This window comes from Paenibacillus sp. UNC451MF (assembly GCF_000686845.1).
GTDB lineage: Bacteria > Bacillota > Bacilli > Paenibacillales > NBRC-103111 > Paenibacillus_S.
The window spans coordinates 19,901-40,985 of sequence record NZ_JMLS01000033.1 but is presented as its reverse complement, the minus strand read 5'-3'; the positions used below and the strand labels follow the sequence as shown (position 1 = coordinate 40,985).

Here is a 21,085-nt window from a genome sequence, read left to right as displayed (position 1 = left end):
TCACCTGGGTCTCATCTACAGCCAATACATATAAACCGTTAATCCGAAAACAACCAACGATGCTGCAAAGCATACCTTGAGCCAGGCTCCTCCCGTCGAACGGGGAGTTCTGGCCGGTTTCGGGTAGCTCTGTCTTCGCCAATCGGCCAAAGCTTGTTTGGAGCTCGTATACTTGCCGAGCAGTATCTTGCGCAGTACAGGAGCTGCTTGACTTAGGGCTTTGTTCGATTGAAGCATGTCGAGCAGCATTTCCACATTGCGATTTTGCGGCAGCACCTGCTTGATTCCTACCAGCCGGCGCTCAGTATCTGTGCTGCTGATGAGAAGTACGGCGAAAGCAAATAAATCGTACGCTTCATCCGCAGTACGGCTGCCGCCCCCCCAAAAGCCCCGGTCGTAAACCTCGGTAAACTGCTTGACCGACTTCCCCTTAAGCGTCACTCCGCCAAAATCAATCAAATCCACATCACCGTAGCCGGACACGATGATATTTTCCATCTTTATATCTCCGAATATGTAGTCTTCCTTATGCAGCTCAGCCAGCTTGCGCAGCAGGTTCAAGCCTATTAAATAGATCCAGTCGCGGCCGTTTCGCTTCATAAACTCGCCGATCGAGGACCCTTTAAAGTAAGGCATCACATAAAAGGGAATATCCTGTCCATCCCTGTGGAAATCATCCACATCAAGCAAATATTGGCGAAACGATGTATTCGATTTGGATAATGCTTTGAGCGCATTAACCTCAGACTGATGATCCACTGCGTCAAAGCCGGTCTTCATTGCATAATGCAGCTTGCCTCTTTTGACCAGATACACCTTGCCGTTGGCTCCGGCGCCCAGCAGACGTTCAATCCGGTACTGTCGCTTATTCCACTTGCCATCGACGACCGCTCCGGAAGACCCGAACTGCTCAAACGACGTAGTCACTCAGAATCCCATCCTCACCTTTACGCTTGCGCTCTGATCTGGACGGCTCATCCCGTCCGATTCCATGGTTATTATGTATTTCACCCGCAGCCCCTGTCATGAACTGAATGACTTTAAGAAGCGCTGGACCCGTTGGAGTCGTACCCTTCATGTTTAATTTATAAAACAAACGGTTCAGATTTGCAAGGTCTCGTGTCCAACCTAGGTCCATTTCCACCTCATCTTCGCCCGAAACGGAGGCCGGAAAATGAAAGACGGCCATTTCGCTGTCGCCGGTCCGCGCTTGAATACTCAGCTGCAAATCATAAATGGCTTCTTTCACGGCCGCAAGCTTGGGCTTCATGCTTGCACTTGTATCGATGAGAAGAGCCACCTGCAATGAAGACGATTCTGAGAGCTCATCCATGACCTGAACCACTTGAGATCTCTTGTCCGGAGGCAGGCTTTCAATTTTGGAATCTCCTAATATATGTTGAAGCTCCTTACCGACAACCTGCTGAATGGTCTGCACCACGGTTTTGCGTGTCATCATCTGGACCGTTTGAGACAGTTGGGACGCATTTACGAGTCGACTAATCCCCCCTCCTGCGCTGGCCGTTTCATTTATCTCTTCAACGCCGTGCTCTCCGATTTCGCTAGAATCGATCAAGCCGATTACATTGACGACAATCCCTTCTGCTTTGGCATGAGCAGCTGCAATGACAGGGCTTACCCCCACATTAGAGCATCCATCCGTGATGAGTATGATTTGCTTCATAATGCCTCTTCCTCCCTACGCGATAGTATAATCTCTAGTTTTTCCATTTTAAGAGATTCCTAAACTTAGGGAGAAACCAGCATAACCCGCGCCAAAAAGGCACTTCCAGCCCCACCAAGAGGAGAAAGCGCCTAGCAAACGGTCAGCTCACCGTCTTCGGACGTTCAATACGCTGCAGCCCAGGCCAACGGAACGTAGCCCACTCCGGCTGGTACTTTTCCACACGGGCAACCACGACGGTCATATCGTCATATATATTTCCGTGATGGTAACGGACAACCCGTTCCAACAAAATGTCAGCGAAGTCTTGCGGGATATCCGTGTGTATTTCCGAAAGCACCCTCTTCATCCACAGCTCCTTATTAACAGCATGTCCAGGGGCGTCATAAATCCCATCGGTCATCATAATCAAGATGTCACCCGGTTGCAGAGGCAAGCTCACCAAATCAACATCGATATCATGCACGATACCTACGGGCAAATTGTTCGCCGAAATCGGGAATACCTCGGAACCCCGCTTAATAAAGCTCGGAGTCGAACCAATTTTCAAAAATGTCGTATTGGCATTATATAAATCGATCAATGCGACATCCACCGTCGCATACATTTCATCCGAAGAACGGAGCATCAGAACAGAATTGACAGACTTGATAGCAAGCTTCTCCTCCATTCCCGATTGCAGCAGCTGCTGCAAAATACTGAGCGCTGCGCTGCTCTCCGCTCTAGCGCGTTCGCCATTTCCCATGCCGTCACTTAACGCGACTGCGAACTTCCCATTGCCAAGCTCCATCGCGCTGAAGCTGTCTCCCGACAGCAAATCCCCGTTTTTCGCGGCCCCAGCTATACCGGTTTCCACCTCATATTCCTTCGCTGAGCCGAACACAACCGTACTATAACCCTCCTTTCGCTCAAGCGCCTGCTCGTTTTTGACAGCGACATGCTCTCCCAATATTTCCGATAGCAGCGGTGCAATGATTTTACGGCATTCATCAAATCCTTTCGTATACTGATGGATAATTTCAATTTCCACGTTCCCTTCATCCAGACTGATAATATCGATACTATGAATGGATAAGCCCAGCTCCTCCAATGCGCTGCGGATCTGCTCCTCTTGCATGAAGAGCTCCTGGCCTTCCCGTTTGATTTCTTTGGCCAAATCCTCCATGACTTGCGATACGCCCGATAACTGCTCCGCAACGAGCTGGCGGCTTTCCATAATCTGCTTCTTCCAATGCTGATCATTCTTGTACAAGCTGTACTGGTGCTTCATCACCTCATGCACATGATCAGGCTTAATACAATGCTTCTTCCACTGAGGCAAAATATGCTTGCGCGACAACGGTCCCCTAACTTCCACCTCCGTCATCATATCGGTCATAAACTTGTAGGTTTGATAAAATTTATCATCCCAGCACTGGCTTCTCTTCCAGCAGCCCTTGCAGGACTGCTCGGCCACCGAATTCATAAAATGGCCTACTTCCTCCTCCTTCTCCAGCGGCTGCGCGTCAGCCGTTATTTGCTTGAAGCTCCGTGATAACTGGCGGAACACTTCGCTGAATTGCTCCACGCGATTTGCCGTGACATCCCTCACCCGCTTCGCATAGTCATGCTGGGATTTCAAGTTTTCCTGTGTTCCCGGCACGTATTTGGCGAGCATTTGAATCATCGCTTTTGGCGTTATCATGAACAGAATCACAGCTGCAAGCGACTCCCAAGTAGAATTCAACACCTCCGATTGATTGCCAATATATATGGTAAGTATCGATGAGCCCAGCAGCATACCGAGCGATACAGCGAGCTTATTCCCCTCCTTCAACAAGCCTGCAAGCATTCCCGCAAAGGCTAGAAGACTCATCTGGTAAATGGCATTGGAATTAGCCAGGCTTAAAATCAATCCTGTAATGACCCCGACAGATGCCCCCAAAGGAGCTCCTCCCACCAGGGCAAATAATAAGATTAAATAACGTGATAGCACATGTTCTACGGTAACCGGCCCCACCAACCAGCCCACAGTCCCTGTCATCACCGAGGCGAGCAGGATGATAAGACATATCACCTCTTCGTTTTTTAAGCTGTAATTTTTCCGGGTTAACGTGAATACCGGAATCGCCTGCAAAAAGATATGAGTCAAGATCAAGCTAAGCAGCGACTCTACCCCGATCAGCATAAACGAATATCCGGTTATCTCCGTATTGACCAGATTGGCAAACAACTGTACGAAGAAGGTGGAGAAGAATACAATGATCGGCGCAAAAGAGATGTCCGACCTCTCGAATCGCTCTACCCCTTTTTGTATGAGAATAAAGACGAGCATTTCGGCTGCAATGTAGCCTGCGTGCTGAGGTACTGCTGAGAAGACACTCCCCGCTAAAAGGAAGGTTCCTGTCCAGAACAGCAGGTCCTTTCGTAAGAAATACACAACGGCAAAGTAAGCTACGGCAAATGGCGCCAACTGATCCAGGATCATTGCCCTTCCCAATAAAAATGCCATGAATAGAAGAAGTATTGACCATTTCTTTGCAACGATGGACTGCACCAACCGATTTTCGACTACCACGCCTGACAGACGACTTTTACCCGATTGCATCCAACGGCTCCAAACGATTCCAACTTGACCGGCATTTAATTTTCTTTGCATATTTCCTGAACACCACCCATAGACTATTTAGTGGTTCTTAGTATAGAGGCAGTCTAGTATAAAGTTTGTCAGAATGAGTTGGTAGAGTAAAAGTTTTTTCCGACAAAAAAAAGACGCTAGGCGAAATCGGCGCCAGCCCTTGTGCACTCTACCGTGAGAGGCTGCCGGGTAGCGTTGCTTTTTCCTCAGTACAAAACAGATGTTCGGCAAATGAATCGGACAAGCATGCACTATTGCCGTTACATAGTGTCGATTTGCTTGGTACCTGTGGATGATACGACAAAACTACTGAAATCAAACGAATCAGCCGACAGAGAATGGGATATTATCCCATAATTTCTCGCAGCTGTACGAACTAAACTCGAATCATTGACGTATGGTCTGTTGCTGAAGCTTACATAACCACAACAAAAAACACCCTTGCCGGAATCTAATTCCGATAAGGGTGTTTCTTCCTGTTACTCTTAATAGCGGCGAAGGGGATCGAACCCCCGACCTCACGGGTATGAACCGTACGCTCTAGCCAGCTGAGCTACACCGCCACAACAATCAAGAGTATATACTGTCCTTAGGGGCTTTGTCAAGTTAGATCCTTATTCCAGTTAGAAACCTGCTGCAGCTGCATTATCGTATCTGTTGAACGGAGCCTCTCTCACGCAGCAAAAAAACCGTACAAGCACTTTCGTGCTCATACGGCTTGCTTGTATCATTAATCGCGTCGCGCTCCTCGGCCTCCACGTTTACCTTCTGTGTTCTTCTTCAGGGACGAAATACGCTCTTCACTATCCTTCAAAAAGCGTGAGACTTTGTCTTCAAATGTTAGCTTGCCTGCTGGAGGTTTACCTCCACGGCCACCACGGTCGCCTCCACGGCCTCCAAAACCGCCGCCGCCACCACCGCCACCACGTGGTCCACGATCACCGCCGCCAAAATTGCCGCCGCCACCGCCGGAACCGCCACTTGGTCTTTCAAAACGAGCGGGCCTCGCTGCTTCCACCGGTTTATCTACGGCTTGCTTAATCGATAGACCGATTTTGCCGTCTTTGTCCACATTAATCACTTTGACTGTAACCATGTCATTCAACTTCAGATGATCATTAACATCCTTAACATAGTTGTCTGCTATCTCCGAGATGTGCACAAGGCCGGTACCGCCCTCGGGCAGCTCTACAAACGCCCCAAAGTGAGTAATGCCCGTTACTTTTCCTTCCAGCTTGCTGCCCACTTCAATTGCCATAAAGTAAAATGTTCCTCCCTTAAATAATTGAGAAAACCTCTATCGAGGCCTTTCGAAGATGAGCGACCGCGCTTAGAGGCAGGCCTTATTGCCAATAAGGTACGGCCTGTTTGGTGTAACGAGGCCATCCTTACGATGGTAACAAAAACCCTGACAATGCAGATTATAACGTACTGGCTGCGATACGGTCAACAAAAGGATTATGACACTTGTTTACTTTTGTTCCTTAGGAACATAAAACAGCGTTTCCCCCTGCTTGACATAATGCAGCTCTTTTCTAATTTTCTGTTCCAAATATTCGGGATCGTTCAATCTGGCGATCTCACGCTTATTATCCTGGTTGATTTGTTCAGCTTCCTTCTTCTTCTGCTCCAGAGCGTATACCTTGTCGCCGCGCTCCTTTAACTTATCGATCTGATTCCACAGAGTTACACCAGCCCAGCTCATAAAGCATGCAAGAATAATCAGGACTAACCGGCGTCTCCGATAGGAGCCTTTATTATTCGGTTTCGGTTTTGCATCTTTGCCTACTGCCGGAACTGCTCGCATAAACTGTAAAATCCTCCTATCTGGTCAAAAAAAGCGACGAATGAATGCCGCGATGCTCCGACCTGTCTGGTTTACCCATGTAGGTACACGGAACCATTTGCCAAGCGGCTTTACAAGCCATAGCAGCAGTTTCCACATAGGATAGAGTAATTGTAGCATAACTTTATACAGGAAAATAGCTATGGCCAATAAAAATCCTAAAAACACGACAGTAGCCCTATATAGCCAAATGGCCGGGGTAATAATAAATACCTGAACTAACCGGATTCCAAAACGAATGGTTGCTAGAACCACTCGGATCATCCACATAATTACCCGAATAACGGTCTGGCTAAACAGCAGGAAGTAAATTCCTACACCAACGAGTATGCCGATGAAAACAAACATTCGTACTTGTCCCAAATTACTCATGTAGAGCAATTTGAAAATGAGGAGCGTCCCGATGCACCAAAAAAAGATGTCAAGGAGGTAATAGGCATACCGGGGCGCACGAAGCTGGCCGGCCAGCACCCGATACAAATCGAACAGTCCGCCTAGCGAAAGTCCCCCCAGAAGCATCATGCCCATCGTGACGAATTGAACATGAAGGGTCACTTGAACAGTTTACCGAAAAATCCCTTGGGCTTCCCTTGGGAGTTTGTATCCAGATAGGCCAGCTCGTTCACCAAACCTTCGATTGCAACCAATCCCTGGTCCAGACTCAAGTTTTTAATATGCAGGTTTTGCCCCCTGATCATGAGATAGCCGAACTCGGTTTCCAGCAAAAATTCCTCACTGTCAAAGCTCTCTACATTCATGACGCCGGATACTTCTAGCAGCTTACGGTTCAGCATCTTGATTTCTTGGCGTTTTACTTTTCCCGGCTCGATTGCCATGATACGATCCCTCCTGGCAGATTTGCTCGGACGCTTGCCAATCTTCGCTTAACCAGGCTCCGGTACGTGTGTGGTCTCCGGCTTCTGTTGAAAATGAATTCCTTGAATTAGCACTAGTAGTGGGAATTCATTTTCAAAGGAAGCACGTAAACTCTCCGACCAACACACGAACCTCCACCTTTTCGCGAAGAAAAGAAGTCGGTCAAGCAAAGCTTGTTTACTTAAAAATATGGAGGGATGTCCAGAAATAGAACTAAAATAACCCCACAAAGTGGGGCCTTGGCATCGAAGCTGACTCAGGTACTTTGCGGGGAACCCCGAAATAGAGCCAAAAAAGAGACTGAAGCCTCAGTCTCTTTAGCCTTGCCATAATTCAGTTTTACGAGCTTCCTCACTAAGCAGAGTGTACATATTGGCCGCGTCTTCCTTGCGGGTCGACTCGGACAGCTGTTCCACACGTACAGTTACGATCTTCTGGCCGAACTGAATCTTCAGTTCATCTCCGACCTTAACTGCACTGCTTGGCTTTGCGTCCTTTCCATTGATCCAAACGCGTCCTTGATCGGATACGTCTTTGGCGACCGTACGACGCTTGATCAGCCTAGAAACCTTGAGAAATTTATCAAGGCGCATTATTTTACCGCTTCTTTAAGCTTGTTGCCTGCTTTGAAAGCCGGAACTACGGACTCAGGAATGTTAATTTCTTTACCGGTTTGCGGGTTGCGGCCCGTGCGTCCGGAACGTTTGCGAGTTTCGAAAGTACCAAAGCCGATAAGCTGTACTTTGTCGCCAGTGGAAAGAGCTTCTGTTACTTCGCCCAGGAAGTTGTTCAGAACGGTTTCAACGTCCTTCTTGGTCATACCGCTTTTTTCAGCGATGTTGTTAATTAAGTCTGTTTTGTTCATGGATACATTTCCTCCTCAAAATAACACTAATGCTATGTATTCTTTGTTTATCAGGAAATTCCTGCTAGCCATTGTCGATTTATAAAACTTTTTTTGCTTCCTGCCACAAAGACTCCATCTCTTGTAAATCAGTTTGGTCAAAAGATTTGCCCTTTAAACGCAGCTGCTGCTCAATATAACCAAAACGATCAAAAAATTTGCGATTGGCTTCAGACATGGCTTCTTCGGGCTCTATCTTCAGAAAACGGGCCAAATTGACGACGGAAAACAGCAAATCACCGAGCTCTTCCTGCTGTTCTTTTTTCGACAGAGACGCTATCGCTTCCTTCAATTCTACCAGCTCGGATTCGACAACATTCAACACTTCTTCCAGCTGCGACCAGTCGAAACCGACAGCAGCCGCCTTCTTCTGCAGCTTGTACGCCTTCATCAGCCCAGGCAGCTCACGCGGAACACCCGAAAGCAAAGGAAGCTCATCCGGATCGATACCCTTGCTGCGTTTCTCTTCCTGCTTGATCTGCTGCCAGTTGCTGAGCGCTTCGTTAGCGTCATCCGCCTTCATTTCCCCAAATACGTGAGGGTGACGGCGAATCAGCTTCTCATTCAACCCTGTAATAACATCCCATACAGTGAATCCGCCTTCCTCCGCTTCGATCTGCGAATGAAGCATGATTTGCAGCATCAGATCGCCAAGCTCCTCAGCCATATGGTCCGGATCGTCTTCGTCGAATGTTTCAAGCACTTCATACGCTTCTTCTATTAAGTTTTTGCGCAGTGATTGATGCGTCTGCTCCCGGTCCCAAGGACAGCCTTCCGGGCTCCTCAATATTTCGACAATCTCATGCAGGCGTGCAAAGGTGCGGTTGCGCAGCCGGTCTTCATCTGAACGTGGAATCCAAACCAACGACAAATTGCCGTAATCCTGCAAATGGTCCAGCTCATAGAGCGGGATCCGGTGGATCGCCTCTTCTCCAGGAACACCTAACGCATGGCCTACGACAACCTCCCAATCATCCGGGTACAGCTCCATTAAGGTCAGCTTCACGTCGGATGCAGAGTAAGTATCATATACTTGGCCAATAATTGTATGCAGCTGAGGGTTTAACGTGTGAACCGACAGCTCGGTTCCGTTAAGAAGCTGAAAGCCTTCGATAGGATCAAATCCAAGACGGATAAAGGCCTGATCGAGGAAGCTTTCCCCGCCAAGCAGTGTAAGCTCCACTCCAGCTTCAGGGCAGCGTGCCTTCAACAGCTGGACGGTCATTTCTGCCACCATCGGATGTCCTGGTACGGCGTAAAGCAGCTCACCTTGAACTTCCCTCGTTTTACGAAGCAGCTCGTCCGCAATGGCTTCGTATACTTGCTCAAACGTATCACGGCTTTCATATAGCGAATCGAATGACTCAAAAGCGATGTCGTTCTCACGCAGCATCTTCACCATCGGGTGCTGATCAGTGCGAAGGTAAATCCGCTCCGCCTGCTTCAGCTTCTTCCAAACGCCAAGCGTCAATTGGTCTTCGTCGCCGGAGCCCAGTCCGACCACTATGATATGTGGTTGCATCAAGTATTCGCCTCCTTAGCTTCGTTATCATGTATTCAACGGCTGTGCCGAGTGTAAGCATTATACAAAAAAACATACAGCAATCCTGACTCGACCGCAGAAACTATACGACAAGGTCGAGAGTGCTGCTTGTCGATCCTTCTGCTGCGAGCGAACGTCTTCCGACATCTATCGCAGCAGCTTGTATTTGCGCAGAAGCTTAAGCGGCTTGCCGCCCAGCTTCGGGATCGATTCCAGCTCGGCGGCGGTAATGACGCCGAGGCGCAGAAGCGCGAGCCCATACGCGAGCGCTCCTGCCGCGACGCCTGCGAGCGCGACGGCCGCAGCCATGCCCCGCGGGGGCAGGCTGAGGCGGAGCGCGCCAAGCAGCGCGGGCAGGCCGTGCGTCACGGCCAGCACGGCCGCAATCATCAAGCCGGTGCACAGCACCAGCTTGATGACAGCGCGGCCGAGGGCCGGCTTGACGCCGGTGGCGCGCAGCGCGTGCGCGAGCGCAAGCAAGCCTGCTAGCGCGTAGGCGGCCACAGCCGCGGCGGCAGCGCCATCGATGCCCCAGAGGGGCACGAGGGCGATATTGCCCGCGATCTTGACCGCCGCAGCAGCGAGCAGGTATAGCGCCGGAGCAGCGACGGCGCCAAAGCCCTGCAGCACGCTGGACGCCACGATGTTCAGCGTGCTGAACAAAGCCGTGAAGGCAAGGATGGACATCGTCCAAGAGCCTTCAGGACTTTTAAACAGCATGACGTTGATCGGCTCGGCCAGGACGGCCAAACCGACGGCGGATGCTGTACCGATCAGCCACGTCAATCGAATCGACATCCGCGTTCGGCTTTGCAGCGCATCCTTATCGCCTCGCCATCTTGCCTCAGCGATGGAAGGCACCAGGGCAGCGGACATGGACGAAGCGATCATAGCCACTAGCTGCACTAGTGGAAGCCCGTGATTATACAGCCCGAACCCGAGCAGCGCTTCGGATTCATCCATACCACTCAGCTTTAGCAGCCTCGGCACCGTGAACGAATCCACGAGAGTCAAAATAGGCATCGCAATGGTGCCCAAGCATATCGGAATCGCGTAGGCCAACAGACGACGAGCCAGCCTCAAGCTGCTTTCGGCAGCATATTCCTGTTCGTTCCCCTGTGGCGGCTTCTGCCGCTCTCCTTCTTCAGATGGTTTCGCCTTCCACCAAAACCAAAGCATCACGAGAAGGCCTGCTGCAGCCCCCGCTACTGAACCGAAGGTAGCACCTGCGGCAATTAGATCCGGCCCATACTGCCATTGCACGAATAACAGAAGCAGCAGGAACATGGTCACAACCCTGAAGGTCTGCTCTACGACCTGAGAAATGGCAGTCGGAATCATATTTTGATAGCCTTGATAATATCCGCGCAAGGCGGACATGACCGGCACGAACAGAAGCGCGAACGAAACGCTGCGGATCGCTGGGCCGGTCTGTTCAGCCCCCATAAGACCTGCTATCCAGTCTGCTCCCCAATACAGCAGCACAAAGAACAGCAAGCCTGAAGCGGCCAATACCGAAGAGGCCACCTTTAGTACACGCCTCGCCTCTTGATGACGGCCGGCAACAGCCTGCTCGGAAACAAATTTGGAGACGACCAACGGGAATCCTGCCGTAGCCAAAAACAAAATTAAAATATAGAGCGGGTACACCGCGTTATAAATACCGAATACGCCATCACCCGCTATATTTTGCAGCGGAATTTTTTGCATCGTCCCGATCAGCTTGGACAAGACAGCAGCGATCCCCAACACTGCAGCCCCTCTCAGCAAAGACGACCCTGCGTTTTTCTTCAAACCGCCGGCGTTATTTGCATCTTCTTTCATTCCTCATCCGTCAGCTTTCATCAAAATTATTCCATTTATTGCTTCCATGTAATCTCATCATTATATAATATCGCCGGTTGTTAAGAAAGAGTCACACCGCTTATGGCCCTTGTTCTGTAAGACTGAACTCCTGCCAACAACGAAAAGCTTCCTAACCTTCGTCTCCTCTTAGGATCCGCTTGTCAGGAAGCTTAATTGTTATGCATGGGTGATCCACCTATTGCTCCATCTGTTTTGCCAAAAATCCAGCGGCAGTCTCCGCCATTTTCGTTTCCATTTGTCCCATTTTTACATTCTCATCCTTGCTGACAAGAATAACTGATCCGATAGGATCGCCGCCCGCCACGATCGGAGCGATAACGTAGGAAGAATAAGTCTCCGTTATATCCTTACATACCTCATACTGGCCCGTTCCACTCTCCATGGACGACTTCCGGTTTTCCATACATGTCTCAACCAACGGTCCGATTTGCTTCTCCAAGTAATCTTTTTTGGAGCCGCCAGCAACTGCGATAATGGTATCCCGGTCGGATATCATCGTAATATGATTGGTGCTTTCGAACAAAGACTCCGCATATTCCTTGGCGAAATCGCCCAATTCTCCAATAGGAGAATATTTTTTCAAAATAACTTCTCCATCGCGATCCACAAAAATCTCCAACGGGTCTCCCTCACGAATCCTCAATGTACGACGAATTTCTTTGGGGATAACCACTCTTCCTAAATCGTCAATCCGACGAACGATTCCAGTTGCTTTCATATTTCTAGATGCCTCGCTTTCCTTGAAGAGTTAGATTCGACTGGATAGCACGGTGTATACAAATGGAGGGAATTCAATTAGTAACCATAGTATTCTTCGATTCCCAGTAGCTTATACATCTGTTGCTAAGTTAAGCGTCCGTTGCCAGCTAAGTATCCGTGACGCCGTTGTTTTCATTATGTCCATATTTGAGAAATAAAAACAGGGCACCCTGCGGGGTACCCTGGTAATATATTACTTGGCTGGCGTTTCTGTCTTCGGAGCATCTGCTTTTGGCGCTTCCGGAGTAGTTGATGGTGCTGCGGATGGTGGTGGTGTTGGAGTAGGCAGCTTATTCGACTCGATCAATGTCGGCAGCTCTTTCTCCACAAAATCATAAATATGTGTTTCAGCAAGCTCGGAGCGAAGATCACCCTTCACTTCGTCAAACGTCTTGGATTTACGGGACTCCACCTTCATAACATGGTAACCGTAGCTGGTTTCTACCGGATCGCTAATTTGGTTAAGCGGAAGCTCGGCAGCGGCTTTTTTAAACTCAGGTACCCATTGAGAAATCGGTGCCTCTTCGTATTTGCCCCCATTGTCCTTAGAACCCGGATCATCCGAATATTCTTTGGCCAATGCATCAAAATCGCCACCGTTTTTCAGCTTGTCCTGTACTTCTTTCGCTTTTTTCAATGCATCTTCTTTAGAACGGGTTTCTTTACCCGTAGCTGGATCGGTAAGGCCGACTAGAATATGTCTTACCGTAGCAACATCATAAATATTTTTGTCAGCGGCAATCCGTTTGTCGTATTCCGCTTTCACTTGATCGTCAGGTACTTTGCTTTCCATAGCGGCGATAGCCTGCATGCTACGTGTAACAAACAACTCCAAGTCTTTCTCTGTAATGTTACCGTCCTTCAGCTGCTTTTCCATACCACCTTCCTGCATGCCCATGAACGTTTTGATTTGATCCAATTGCTGCTTGGATTTTGTAGCCGCTTCAGCCTTCGCCTTATCGTCTGCGCGGTCAGATAACACCTTGAACGTAACCAGCTGTTTCATCATGTCCTGCTGGAACGCCGGGTCCTCTTTATATTGCGCATACTCTTTATAGAACATCAGGTTCGTATTAAGAAACGTGTCGAATTCGCCGCGAGTGACTTTTCCGCCGTCTTTATACGTAACGATCACTTCTTTGGCATCCTTACTGTTTGCAGCAGCATCTGTTCCTGCTTCTGTTCCTGCTCCTGTTTCAGCCTTCTTACCGCATCCAGCGGCAGTAACGATAGTCATAATAGCCAAAAGAGCGATGAGGCCCTTCTTAGCCGTCTTCCATTTATTTTGCAACATCTTGTAGTTCTCCCTTCGATTTCAGCGCACGCTTATATTGTACCAGAAACCTTTCCAGCAAATCGATGGTTTCTTCTGGCTTCAATCCTTTGCCCTTTAGTTGGAAATGAATTTGTGCACCGGAAACGGGCTTCACCCGGCCTTCAAACTCACTTGTCACCGCAAGCAGCTTTTGACCATCCAAATTGCCGGTTTGGTCGGCATGAATTTTGATGTCGTAATCCACTCCCTTTTGCGAAATCGTTTCGATCGCATACATCGAACCATATACCTTCAATCTCGCAACAGCCAGCAGATTGAGAACCGCCTCAGGCAGATCGCCAAAACGGTCTACAAGTTCGTCTTGCAGCTCAGCAGCCTCTTCCAGCGTTTTAACGGCAGCCACTTTTTTGTAAATCTCGATTTTTTGAACGCTGTCGTAAATGTAGTCTCCGGGAATATAAGCGTCGAGTTGAATATCGAGCTGGGTTGTCCAAGGCTTTTGAACTTCCGGCTCTTCCCCCGTAATCTCGTGCTTTCTTTTAGCGATTTCTTCGGCAAGCATCTGCGAGTACAGGTCAAAACCGACAGAAGCAATGAATCCATGCTGCTCGGCACCCAATAAATTACCTGCTCCGCGAATGGCCAAATCCCTCATCGCAATTTTAAACCCTGATCCAAGTTCTGTAAACTCTTTTATCGCTTGAAGCCTTTTCTCCGCTACTTCTGTCAGCACTTTGTCCCTTTGATACGTGAAGTAAGCATACGCAATCCGGTTCGAGCGCCCTACGCGGCCGCGGAGCTGGTACAGCTGGGACAAGCCCATTTTATCGGCATCATGTACGATCAGGGTATTCACGTTAGGGATGTCCACCCCGGTCTCAATAATACTCGTGCTGACCAGTACGTCATACTCCCCGTCCAAAAAGTCGAGGATCGTCTTCTCCAGCTCCTGCTCCGACATTTGCCCGTGCGCTACCGTTACTCTCGCATCCGGAACCAGCATCGAAATCTGCTCCGCCATCTGGTTGATGCCCTGAACTCGATTATATAAATAATACACTTGACCTTCACGAGCCAGCTCGCGTTCCACAGCTTCCCTTACAAGCGCGTTGCTATGCTCAACCACGTAAGTCTGAACAGGGAAACGGTTTTCAGGCGGCGTCTCAATAACAGACAAATCTCGAACGCCTAGCATGGACATGTGAAGCGTACGCGGAATAGGTGTCGCAGTCAGCGTTAGCACGTCCACGTTCGTTTTCAGACGTTTCAGCTTCTCTTTATGGGATACCCCGAATCGCTGCTCTTCATCGACGATCAGAAGCCCCAAATCTTTGAACTTCACATCTGCAGACAATAACCGGTGGGTCCCAATAACGACATCGACGGTACCGGCTTTAACGCCCTTCATCGTGTCCGACTGCTCCTTCTTCGAACGGAAGCGGCTCAACACTTGAATGTTGAACGGATAACCCGAGAATCTCTCGCGGAACGTTTCATAATGCTGCTGAGCCAGAATCGTCGTCGGCACAAGGACAGCTACCTGCTTTCCGTCTATAGCCGCTTTGAATGCAGCACGAATCGCTACCTCCGTCTTGCCGTAACCAACATCGCCGCACAACAGCCGATCCATCGGCCGAGGCTTCTCCATGTCTTCCTTAATCTCACCGATAGCTCTCAGCTGATCCCCCGTCTCCTCATAAGGAAACATTCCCTCAAACTCCTGCTGATAGGTTGTATCGGGATTAAAGCCGTAGCCTGTTGTCGATTGACGGTCCGCATACAGCTTGATCAAATCATCCGCAATATCTTGAACAGAGGATCTAACCTTGCTTTTGACACGGTTCCAATCCGCTCCGCCAAGCTTGTAAACCTTGGGTTCCTTTTCCTCGGACCCAACATATTTCTGAACATGATCGATCTGATCGATAGGGACAGACAGTTTGTCCCCCCCGGCATACAATATGTGCAAATAATCTTTATGAATCCCGCCAACTTCAAGTGTACCGATGCCTACGAACTTACCGATACCATGGTTAACGTGAACAACGTAATCGCCCACCTTAAGCTCTTGGTAGCTTTTAATCCGTTCGGCATTCGCCATTTTCTTTTCTACTTTTCTTGCTTTCCGCTGCTTCTGGGTGAACATCTCGCCTTCGGTTATGACAACCAGATGAATATTGGGAAGCTCAAACCCGGTTTGCAGATTGCCGTTCAAAATCGTAGGCTCATCAATATGATAGTCGGCAAGTACACGACGAACGCGTTCCACTCGTTCCTCGCCATTAGCCAGAATTAGCACCTTTGCCCCCGATTTTTTCCAACGTTCCATTTCAGATTTAAGCACATTCATCTGCCCATGGAAATTTTGCATCACGCGGCACATGAAATTCACGATATTTTGCGGCTGGGTTTGCGGAACCTGGCGCAAAAACAAGGACATATAGAGCATCGGATACGGTTTACGTTGCAGCAGTGTTTCATAGGATTTGGACAAGATTAAAGCAGGAATGCTCCCACCATCCTGTAGAGCCATCGTCATCCACTCAGCCTCATCCCGCTCCAATTGCTTAGCGGTCTCGAGAAGGCGTGCAGGTTCGTCGACCAATAGCACGGAATCCGTCGGCATATAATCCAACAGCGTCTGACGCTCCGGAAACAATAAAGAAATATATTTGAATAAGCCAGGAAAATATTGCCCCTCCCGCATTTGTTCAATGTCATGCCCTACGCCTTCCAGCAGACGGTCTTTGGCGTTTCGATCGGCCATTTTCTCCAATTGAGCCTGCAGCAGCTCGTAAGCCTGCTGAGCCGCGCTTTGTAACCGTTTTCCTTCAGCGATAATTTCACGACAGGGCGTAATGACTATCTCGTTTAATTTATCAATAGAACGTTGATCCGCAATGTCGAACGTACGGATTGAATCCACTTCGACATCAAACAACTCGATACGGAACGGATGCACAGCGGACAAAGGATAAAAATCAATGATCCCGCCGCGAACGCTCATTTCTCCTTTGTTTTCTACACGTTCCACGCGATCATAGCCGAGATGCACCATCTCAGCAATAAATGAATCTAGCTCCAGGCTTTGGCCCACTTGAATTGGAATCCGCGCCTCGGCAAATATTTCCTTGTGCGGAAGCACGCGTCTCATGCCTGCATAAGGCACGACCACAACGCCCCGGAAGCCGCCTGATAGTCTTGTAAGCGCGTCAATCCGCTGAGCCAGCATTTCAGGACTGGCAACCGCCGTCTCAGCAGCTAGCAGCTCCTGGGCTGGAAACAACAGCACCTTATCGCTCGGCAGACACTCCACCAAGTCTTCGAATATTTTTTGAGCCGAAAACATATTATGCGTCACTATAAATAGCGGTCGCTGAAGCTCCTGATACAAAGCGGTCAGCATAACCTGTCTGGAAGAACCGGACAAACCGGATATTAACTGTTCCCTCATCCCCGATTGAACACCTGAAACAATGCTCTGCAAATCCGGGTCCGCAGAGAACGCCTGGATTAAAGCTTGCAAAAAACGTACCCCCTCTCACCCATCAACAAAACCTCTTTCACCTTTGCCCTCTTGAAGTCAGCCTAGGCTGCCTCGCCTATGGCCGAGTGGCAGTTTCATGTTTCCCGCCAACGGGTACTAGGAGCAACACCACTACGAGGGTGACGCCCCTTTTATTATTCATATCCATCTACGCTTTACTGCTATAAAGCTTCAATCTACCAATTGGATTGGCAGCAGCAATGTATAACCCAGCTCAAGGTTCTCTCTTTGTTGAGTACCAGGCGGTAACTTCCTTCTTTAATCATATGGTGGTGATTGACACTTAAGAAGCTGTACGCCCAGTACTCAAAAAAGAACCCAGACTTGACTAGCCCAGGCGTGTATACTTGAATGATTGTTGCCATATTCCATTTATTGAAGCGGACTTGCAAGTAGTGAAAGCTCCGGATTGTTATCCAGTGCCTCCTTGCAATAATCGCAAACCACATTAACGGTCATATCGCCATTTGGGTTATACGATATTATACTCTGACGCTCTTCGGGGGTCAAGAAATGGAAGCCTAGCAGCTCATCGCTGACATGCCGCTGCTCCAATTCTCCAATGAGTGTACGGCAATGCCGGCAAACGTATTGGATAGCCATGACGCAATCCCTCCTTTTGTAACATTATGGCCCAAAAAGAGGAATTTTAGCCGACAGCTGGTCCGGCTCGACCCTGAAGATGTTTATTAAGCTTATACTAGCCGTTGAATTTCGCCATGGTTTTCTCAAAAGGATGCTCAAGAGCATACTCCATCGCTTCACATGTCGTATCCAGCACTTGAGGCATCGTCTTGAATTCCTCCTTGGAAAAAGAAGATAGCACATAATCCGCAATGTTGTAGCCAGGTGCAGGGCGGTTAATGCCCATTCGAATCCGGTTAAACGTCTGCGTTCCGAGATGCTGAATCGTCGACTTGATGCCGTTGTGTCCCCCGGCGCTCCCTTGGTAGCGAAGACGTATCTGTCCGTAGCTCGTGTCCAGATCGTCATAAATAATGACGAGATCTTCTATCGATGCTTTATAGAAATCGAGAAAGCCCCTTATTGATTCTCCCGATAAATTCATATACGTCATCGGCTTGAGCAAGTAAACCTTCGTACCATTGACATTACCTTCTCCCAACAAGCCCTTGCATTTGTTTTGCGTTATTTTGATGCCATGTTTATCGGCGAATCGATCCAACGCCATGAATCCGATATTGTGGCGTGTCGTTTCGTACTGCTTGCCTGGATTGCCCAGACCTACAAACCATTTCATGATACGGCTCCCTTCCTACTCCGAGCTCTTATAAGTCTAATATAGAAGCATACCTGTCGAGCAGGAAGACGCTGAAACGTGACAAAGGAGCGCATCGAACCCGCGTTCGACACGCTCCGCAACAAGGGAGAACTCCCCACCAAATAGTCTTACACCGTTTCCTGAGCGTGATTCGCAGCCGCTTCAGCCTTGGCTTCCGCTTTTTGCTCCGCTTCCTCCTCCGTATCAGCAGGAAGCTCTTCCTTCTGCGGAGCCAGCACGGTAACCAGAACATCATTGGCAATCGATTTAATCTCAATCGATTTGTCCACCGACAGATCCGATATCAGCATGCTGCTGCCGACCTCAAGTCCGCTAATATCAACCTCGATAGAAGCTGGAATTTGCTTCGGCAAACAGCGAATCTCAATCTCATGATGCTGGACTTGCAGGATACCCCCCATTTTCACGCCAACGGCTTCGCCGACATAATCGAGCCGCACCGTTGTTGTAACCGGTTCGTCCATGTTTATTTGGTGAAAATCAACGTGAAGCACATTCCGTAAAATCGCGTCACGCTGAACCTCGTTGATCATCACAGGCTGCTTACCCGAATCCGGCAGATCCATTTGAATGATAGCATGCGGATTAGAGCGCAGCAGCGCCAGCAGCTCTTTTTCATCTACAGCGATAGGCGTATTGCTTACTTTGCTTCCATAAACAACAGCCGGAATTTTACCTTTTGCCCGCAGTCCTTTACGTTCCGATTTGGTATTGTTACTACGCGCTTCCGCTTTCAATGTTGCTTCCATTATGTGAATCCTCCTTCATTAGGTCCAAGAATAAGAAAAGCTTACTTATTCTTACTTTACCCAAATGAGGGAGAAACCAATCATTTGTTTGTCGTGGATTGCTGTTTCTTCGCGCGAAACTTATTGCGAATCTTCTCTGCATAGCCCGATTTATTCACCTGACGTTCTCTGGCAATAGCCAGATCATCGGCATCGACATTATGCGTAATGGTTGATCCTGCTACCACATAAGCGCCTTTACCGATCTTGACAGGTGCGATCAAGTTGACATTGCTGCCGATGAACGCATCCTCTTCCACTTCAGTCAGCTGTTTATTAAAGCCATCGTAGTTAACCGTAATAGCTCCGCAGCCGAAGTTGACGTTTTTGCCAATAACGGCATCGCCAATATAGCTAAGATGCGAGACTTTAACGTCATCGGCCAGCTTCGCATTTTTGATCTCTACAAAGTCTCCAATTTTCACATTAGCTCCCAGCTTAGCGCCCGGACGCAAATAAGCGAATGGCCCGATCGCCGTACCGTCGCCAACCTCCGCTTCAGCAATAACGGAATACTTAACATGAATCTGATTGCCTAGCGTACTATCCGTAATATCCGCTTGCGGTCCGATCACGCAATCTTCTCCAATTACAGTGCTTCCCTTCAGCACGCTTCCAGGTAGTACTACGGTATCCGAGCCGATTTGAACATCGGCCTCAATATAGGTGCTGGCCGGGTCAATCAATGTTACGCCATTAAGCATATGACCGCGATTAATTCGAGCTCTCATCAGCTGCTCCGCGTCGGACAATGCTACACGGTCGTTTACTCCAAGGGTCTCCATAGAATTCGGAGTACAGTAAGCTTCTACGATATCCCCTTCATTGACCAGAATCCCGATGACATCCGTTAAATAGTATTCCTGCTGTGCGTTTTGGTTCGTCACTTTGCCAAGCGCTTCGAAAAGCTTGCGGTTCGTGAAGCAGTACATCCCGGAATTGATTTCCTTGATCTCGCACTCTTCTTCATTGCAATCCTTTTGCTCAACAATACGGGACACGCGGCCTTGAGCGTCGCGAACGATGCGGCCAAGACCGAACGGATCGTCAAACATCGCAGTCATCACCGTGGCTGATGCGCCTTTCTCCTGATGAACGCGAATCATTTCCTTAACCGATTCTCCGGTTACAAGAGGTGTATCCCCGTATAGTAAGACGGTCAGACCATCCTCGTTTCCTAACAAATCCTTGGCCTGAAGTACGGCATGACCCGTGCCCAGCTGCTGCTCTTGCAGAGCATATTCCACTCTATCTCCGAGGTAAGCCTTAACGGAATCGGCTCCATGCCCTACGACGACGACAGTTCTTTCTGTTTCTATTTGTTCGAGCACTGTAACCACGTGACCCACCATCGGCTTACCACACACCGGGTGAAGCACCTTATACAGCTTCGACTTCATGCGTTTTCCTTGTCCTGCTGCCAGGACGATCCCCATTACGTTCAATCCAGTCCACTCCTTTTTGCCTATTATGTCTCTTAATCCCATGATCGCTGCCAACCAACTGTGTTTTCAGAACCAAGTCAAAGAGAAGCTCCTGCAAGTGTATGCTATGGGTCCTCTATGATAAAACCTTCGAAAGACCCTGCCAGCTTCGGACTCATCACACAAAAAAACATTGTTATTCCTTATATATTCCCTGCAATCAATATATCTGAATTCATGCAAAAAGAAAAGAGAGCCTCTCTCGGCTCTCTCTCAGCTGAATTATGCCCCTTCAACGATAACTTCTTCCTCCGTTGCCGCTCGATCGTATTCAGCCAAAACAGCAGCTTGAATTTTCTCACGAGTTGTGGAAGAGATCGGATGTGCAATATCCCTGAACTCTCCGTCTGGTGTGCGCTTACTTGGCATTGCGACGAACATGCCGTTGTTACCGTCAATCACACGAATGTCGTGAACCACAAATTCGTTGTCGATGGTAATGGAAGCAATGGCTTTCATTCTTCCCTCGGAATTAACCCGACGAAGTCTAACGTCTGTAATCTGCATTAGTGTTCACCACCTTTTTCCATCTGGGAGACTTGGGATATAAAATTCCACATTTTAGGGCAAAATCCTTCTTTTTTTTAATCAA

The 21,085-nt window shown here is 48.8% G+C and carries 19 protein-coding genes and 1 tRNA gene; all 20 read right to left on the bottom strand.

Features of this window, described 5'->3' with window-relative positions; all coding sequences use genetic code 11:
• Positions 1-15: 15 nt before the first annotated feature.
• Complete coding sequence (locus tag BP97_RS0127105; RefSeq protein WP_028551924.1) at positions 16-927, bottom strand: protein kinase domain-containing protein; 912 nt, start codon at positions 925-927, stop codon at positions 16-18.
• Positions 911-1,684, bottom strand: a complete 774-nt coding sequence (locus tag BP97_RS0127100; RefSeq protein ID WP_028551923.1) for a vWA domain-containing protein — start codon at positions 1,682-1,684, stop codon at positions 911-913. Before BP97_RS0127100 ends, BP97_RS0127105 begins: the two co-directional genes overlap by 17 nt.
• 142 nt (positions 1,685-1,826) lie before the next feature.
• Positions 1,827-4,271 (bottom strand): stage II sporulation protein E, encoded by a 2,445-nt coding sequence (gene spoIIE / locus BP97_RS0127095; protein ID WP_231506444.1) that lies wholly within the window; start codon positions 4,269-4,271, stop codon positions 1,827-1,829.
• Between the two features lie 519 nt (positions 4,272-4,790).
• Positions 4,791-4,864: transfer RNA gene (locus BP97_RS0127090), tRNA-Met, on the bottom strand.
• 167 nt (positions 4,865-5,031) lie between these two features.
• On the bottom strand, positions 5,032-5,559 hold the full coding sequence (locus BP97_RS0127080; protein ID WP_028551921.1) for a S1 domain-containing RNA-binding protein: 528 nt from the start codon (positions 5,557-5,559) through the stop codon (positions 5,032-5,034).
• 213 nt (positions 5,560-5,772) lie between these two features.
• Positions 5,773-6,108, bottom strand: coding sequence for an FtsB family cell division protein (locus BP97_RS0127075; RefSeq protein WP_028551920.1), 336 nt, complete (start codon positions 6,106-6,108; stop codon positions 5,773-5,775).
• A gap of 24 nt (positions 6,109-6,132) precedes the next feature.
• Positions 6,133-6,702: a spore cortex biosynthesis protein YabQ gene (gene yabQ / locus BP97_RS0127070; protein WP_028551919.1), complete on the bottom strand. Its 570-nt coding sequence runs from the start codon at positions 6,700-6,702 to the stop codon at positions 6,133-6,135.
• Positions 6,699-6,983 (bottom strand): sporulation protein YabP, encoded by a 285-nt coding sequence (yabP, locus tag BP97_RS0127065; RefSeq protein WP_028551918.1) that lies wholly within the window; start codon positions 6,981-6,983, stop codon positions 6,699-6,701. Before yabP ends, yabQ begins: the two co-directional genes overlap by 4 nt.
• A 357-nt stretch (positions 6,984-7,340) precedes the next feature.
• The gene (locus tag BP97_RS0127060; protein WP_028551917.1) at positions 7,341-7,616 is read right to left on the bottom strand and encodes an RNA-binding S4 domain-containing protein; all 276 of its coding nucleotides are present in this window, start codon (positions 7,614-7,616) and stop codon (positions 7,341-7,343) included.
• The gene (locus BP97_RS0127055) at positions 7,616-7,888 is read right to left on the bottom strand and encodes an HU family DNA-binding protein (protein WP_028551916.1); all 273 of its coding nucleotides are present in this window, start codon (positions 7,886-7,888) and stop codon (positions 7,616-7,618) included. The genes BP97_RS0127060 and BP97_RS0127055 overlap by 1 nt, the downstream gene beginning before the upstream one ends.
• A 79-nt stretch (positions 7,889-7,967) precedes the next feature.
• Positions 7,968-9,449 carry a bifunctional methyltransferase/pyrophosphohydrolase YabN gene (gene mazG / locus BP97_RS0127050; RefSeq protein ID WP_028551915.1) on the bottom strand — a complete coding sequence of 494 codons (1,482 nt, stop codon included), beginning with the start codon at positions 9,447-9,449 and terminating at the stop codon, positions 7,968-7,970.
• A 168-nt stretch (positions 9,450-9,617) separates the two neighbouring features.
• Positions 9,618-11,294 (bottom strand): putative polysaccharide biosynthesis protein, encoded by a 1,677-nt coding sequence (locus tag BP97_RS0127045; RefSeq protein ID WP_051621007.1) that lies wholly within the window; start codon positions 11,292-11,294, stop codon positions 9,618-9,620.
• Positions 11,295-11,511: 217 nt separating this feature from the next.
• Positions 11,512-12,054, bottom strand: a complete 543-nt coding sequence (gene spoVT / locus BP97_RS0127040; protein WP_028551913.1) for a stage V sporulation protein T — start codon at positions 12,052-12,054, stop codon at positions 11,512-11,514.
• Positions 12,055-12,288: 234 nt separating this feature from the next.
• Entirely contained in the window at positions 12,289-13,389 is a 1,101-nt protein-coding gene (locus BP97_RS0127035; protein ID WP_028551912.1) for a peptidylprolyl isomerase, read from the bottom strand.
• The gene (mfd, locus tag BP97_RS0127030; protein ID WP_028551911.1) at positions 13,376-16,897 is read right to left on the bottom strand and encodes a transcription-repair coupling factor; all 3,522 of its coding nucleotides are present in this window, start codon (positions 16,895-16,897) and stop codon (positions 13,376-13,378) included. Before mfd ends, BP97_RS0127035 begins: the two co-directional genes overlap by 14 nt.
• Before the next feature lie 393 nt (positions 16,898-17,290).
• Entirely contained in the window at positions 17,291-17,521 is a 231-nt protein-coding gene (locus BP97_RS0127025) for an anti-sigma-F factor Fin (RefSeq protein WP_028551910.1), read from the bottom strand.
• 97 nt (positions 17,522-17,618) lie between these two features.
• The gene (gene pth / locus BP97_RS0127020) at positions 17,619-18,179 is read right to left on the bottom strand and encodes an aminoacyl-tRNA hydrolase (RefSeq protein ID WP_028551909.1); all 561 of its coding nucleotides are present in this window, start codon (positions 18,177-18,179) and stop codon (positions 17,619-17,621) included.
• Positions 18,180-18,328: 149 nt separating this feature from the next.
• Complete coding sequence (locus tag BP97_RS0127015) at positions 18,329-18,970, bottom strand: 50S ribosomal protein L25 (protein WP_028551908.1); 642 nt, start codon at positions 18,968-18,970, stop codon at positions 18,329-18,331.
• Between the two features lie 80 nt (positions 18,971-19,050).
• Positions 19,051-20,454, bottom strand: a complete 1,404-nt coding sequence (gene glmU / locus BP97_RS0127010) for a bifunctional UDP-N-acetylglucosamine diphosphorylase/glucosamine-1-phosphate N-acetyltransferase GlmU (RefSeq protein ID WP_028551907.1) — start codon at positions 20,452-20,454, stop codon at positions 19,051-19,053.
• A 261-nt stretch (positions 20,455-20,715) separates the two neighbouring features.
• Positions 20,716-21,000 (bottom strand): septation regulator SpoVG, encoded by a 285-nt coding sequence (gene spoVG / locus BP97_RS0127005; protein WP_028551906.1) that lies wholly within the window; start codon positions 20,998-21,000, stop codon positions 20,716-20,718.
• Positions 21,001-21,085 lie beyond the last annotated feature (85 nt).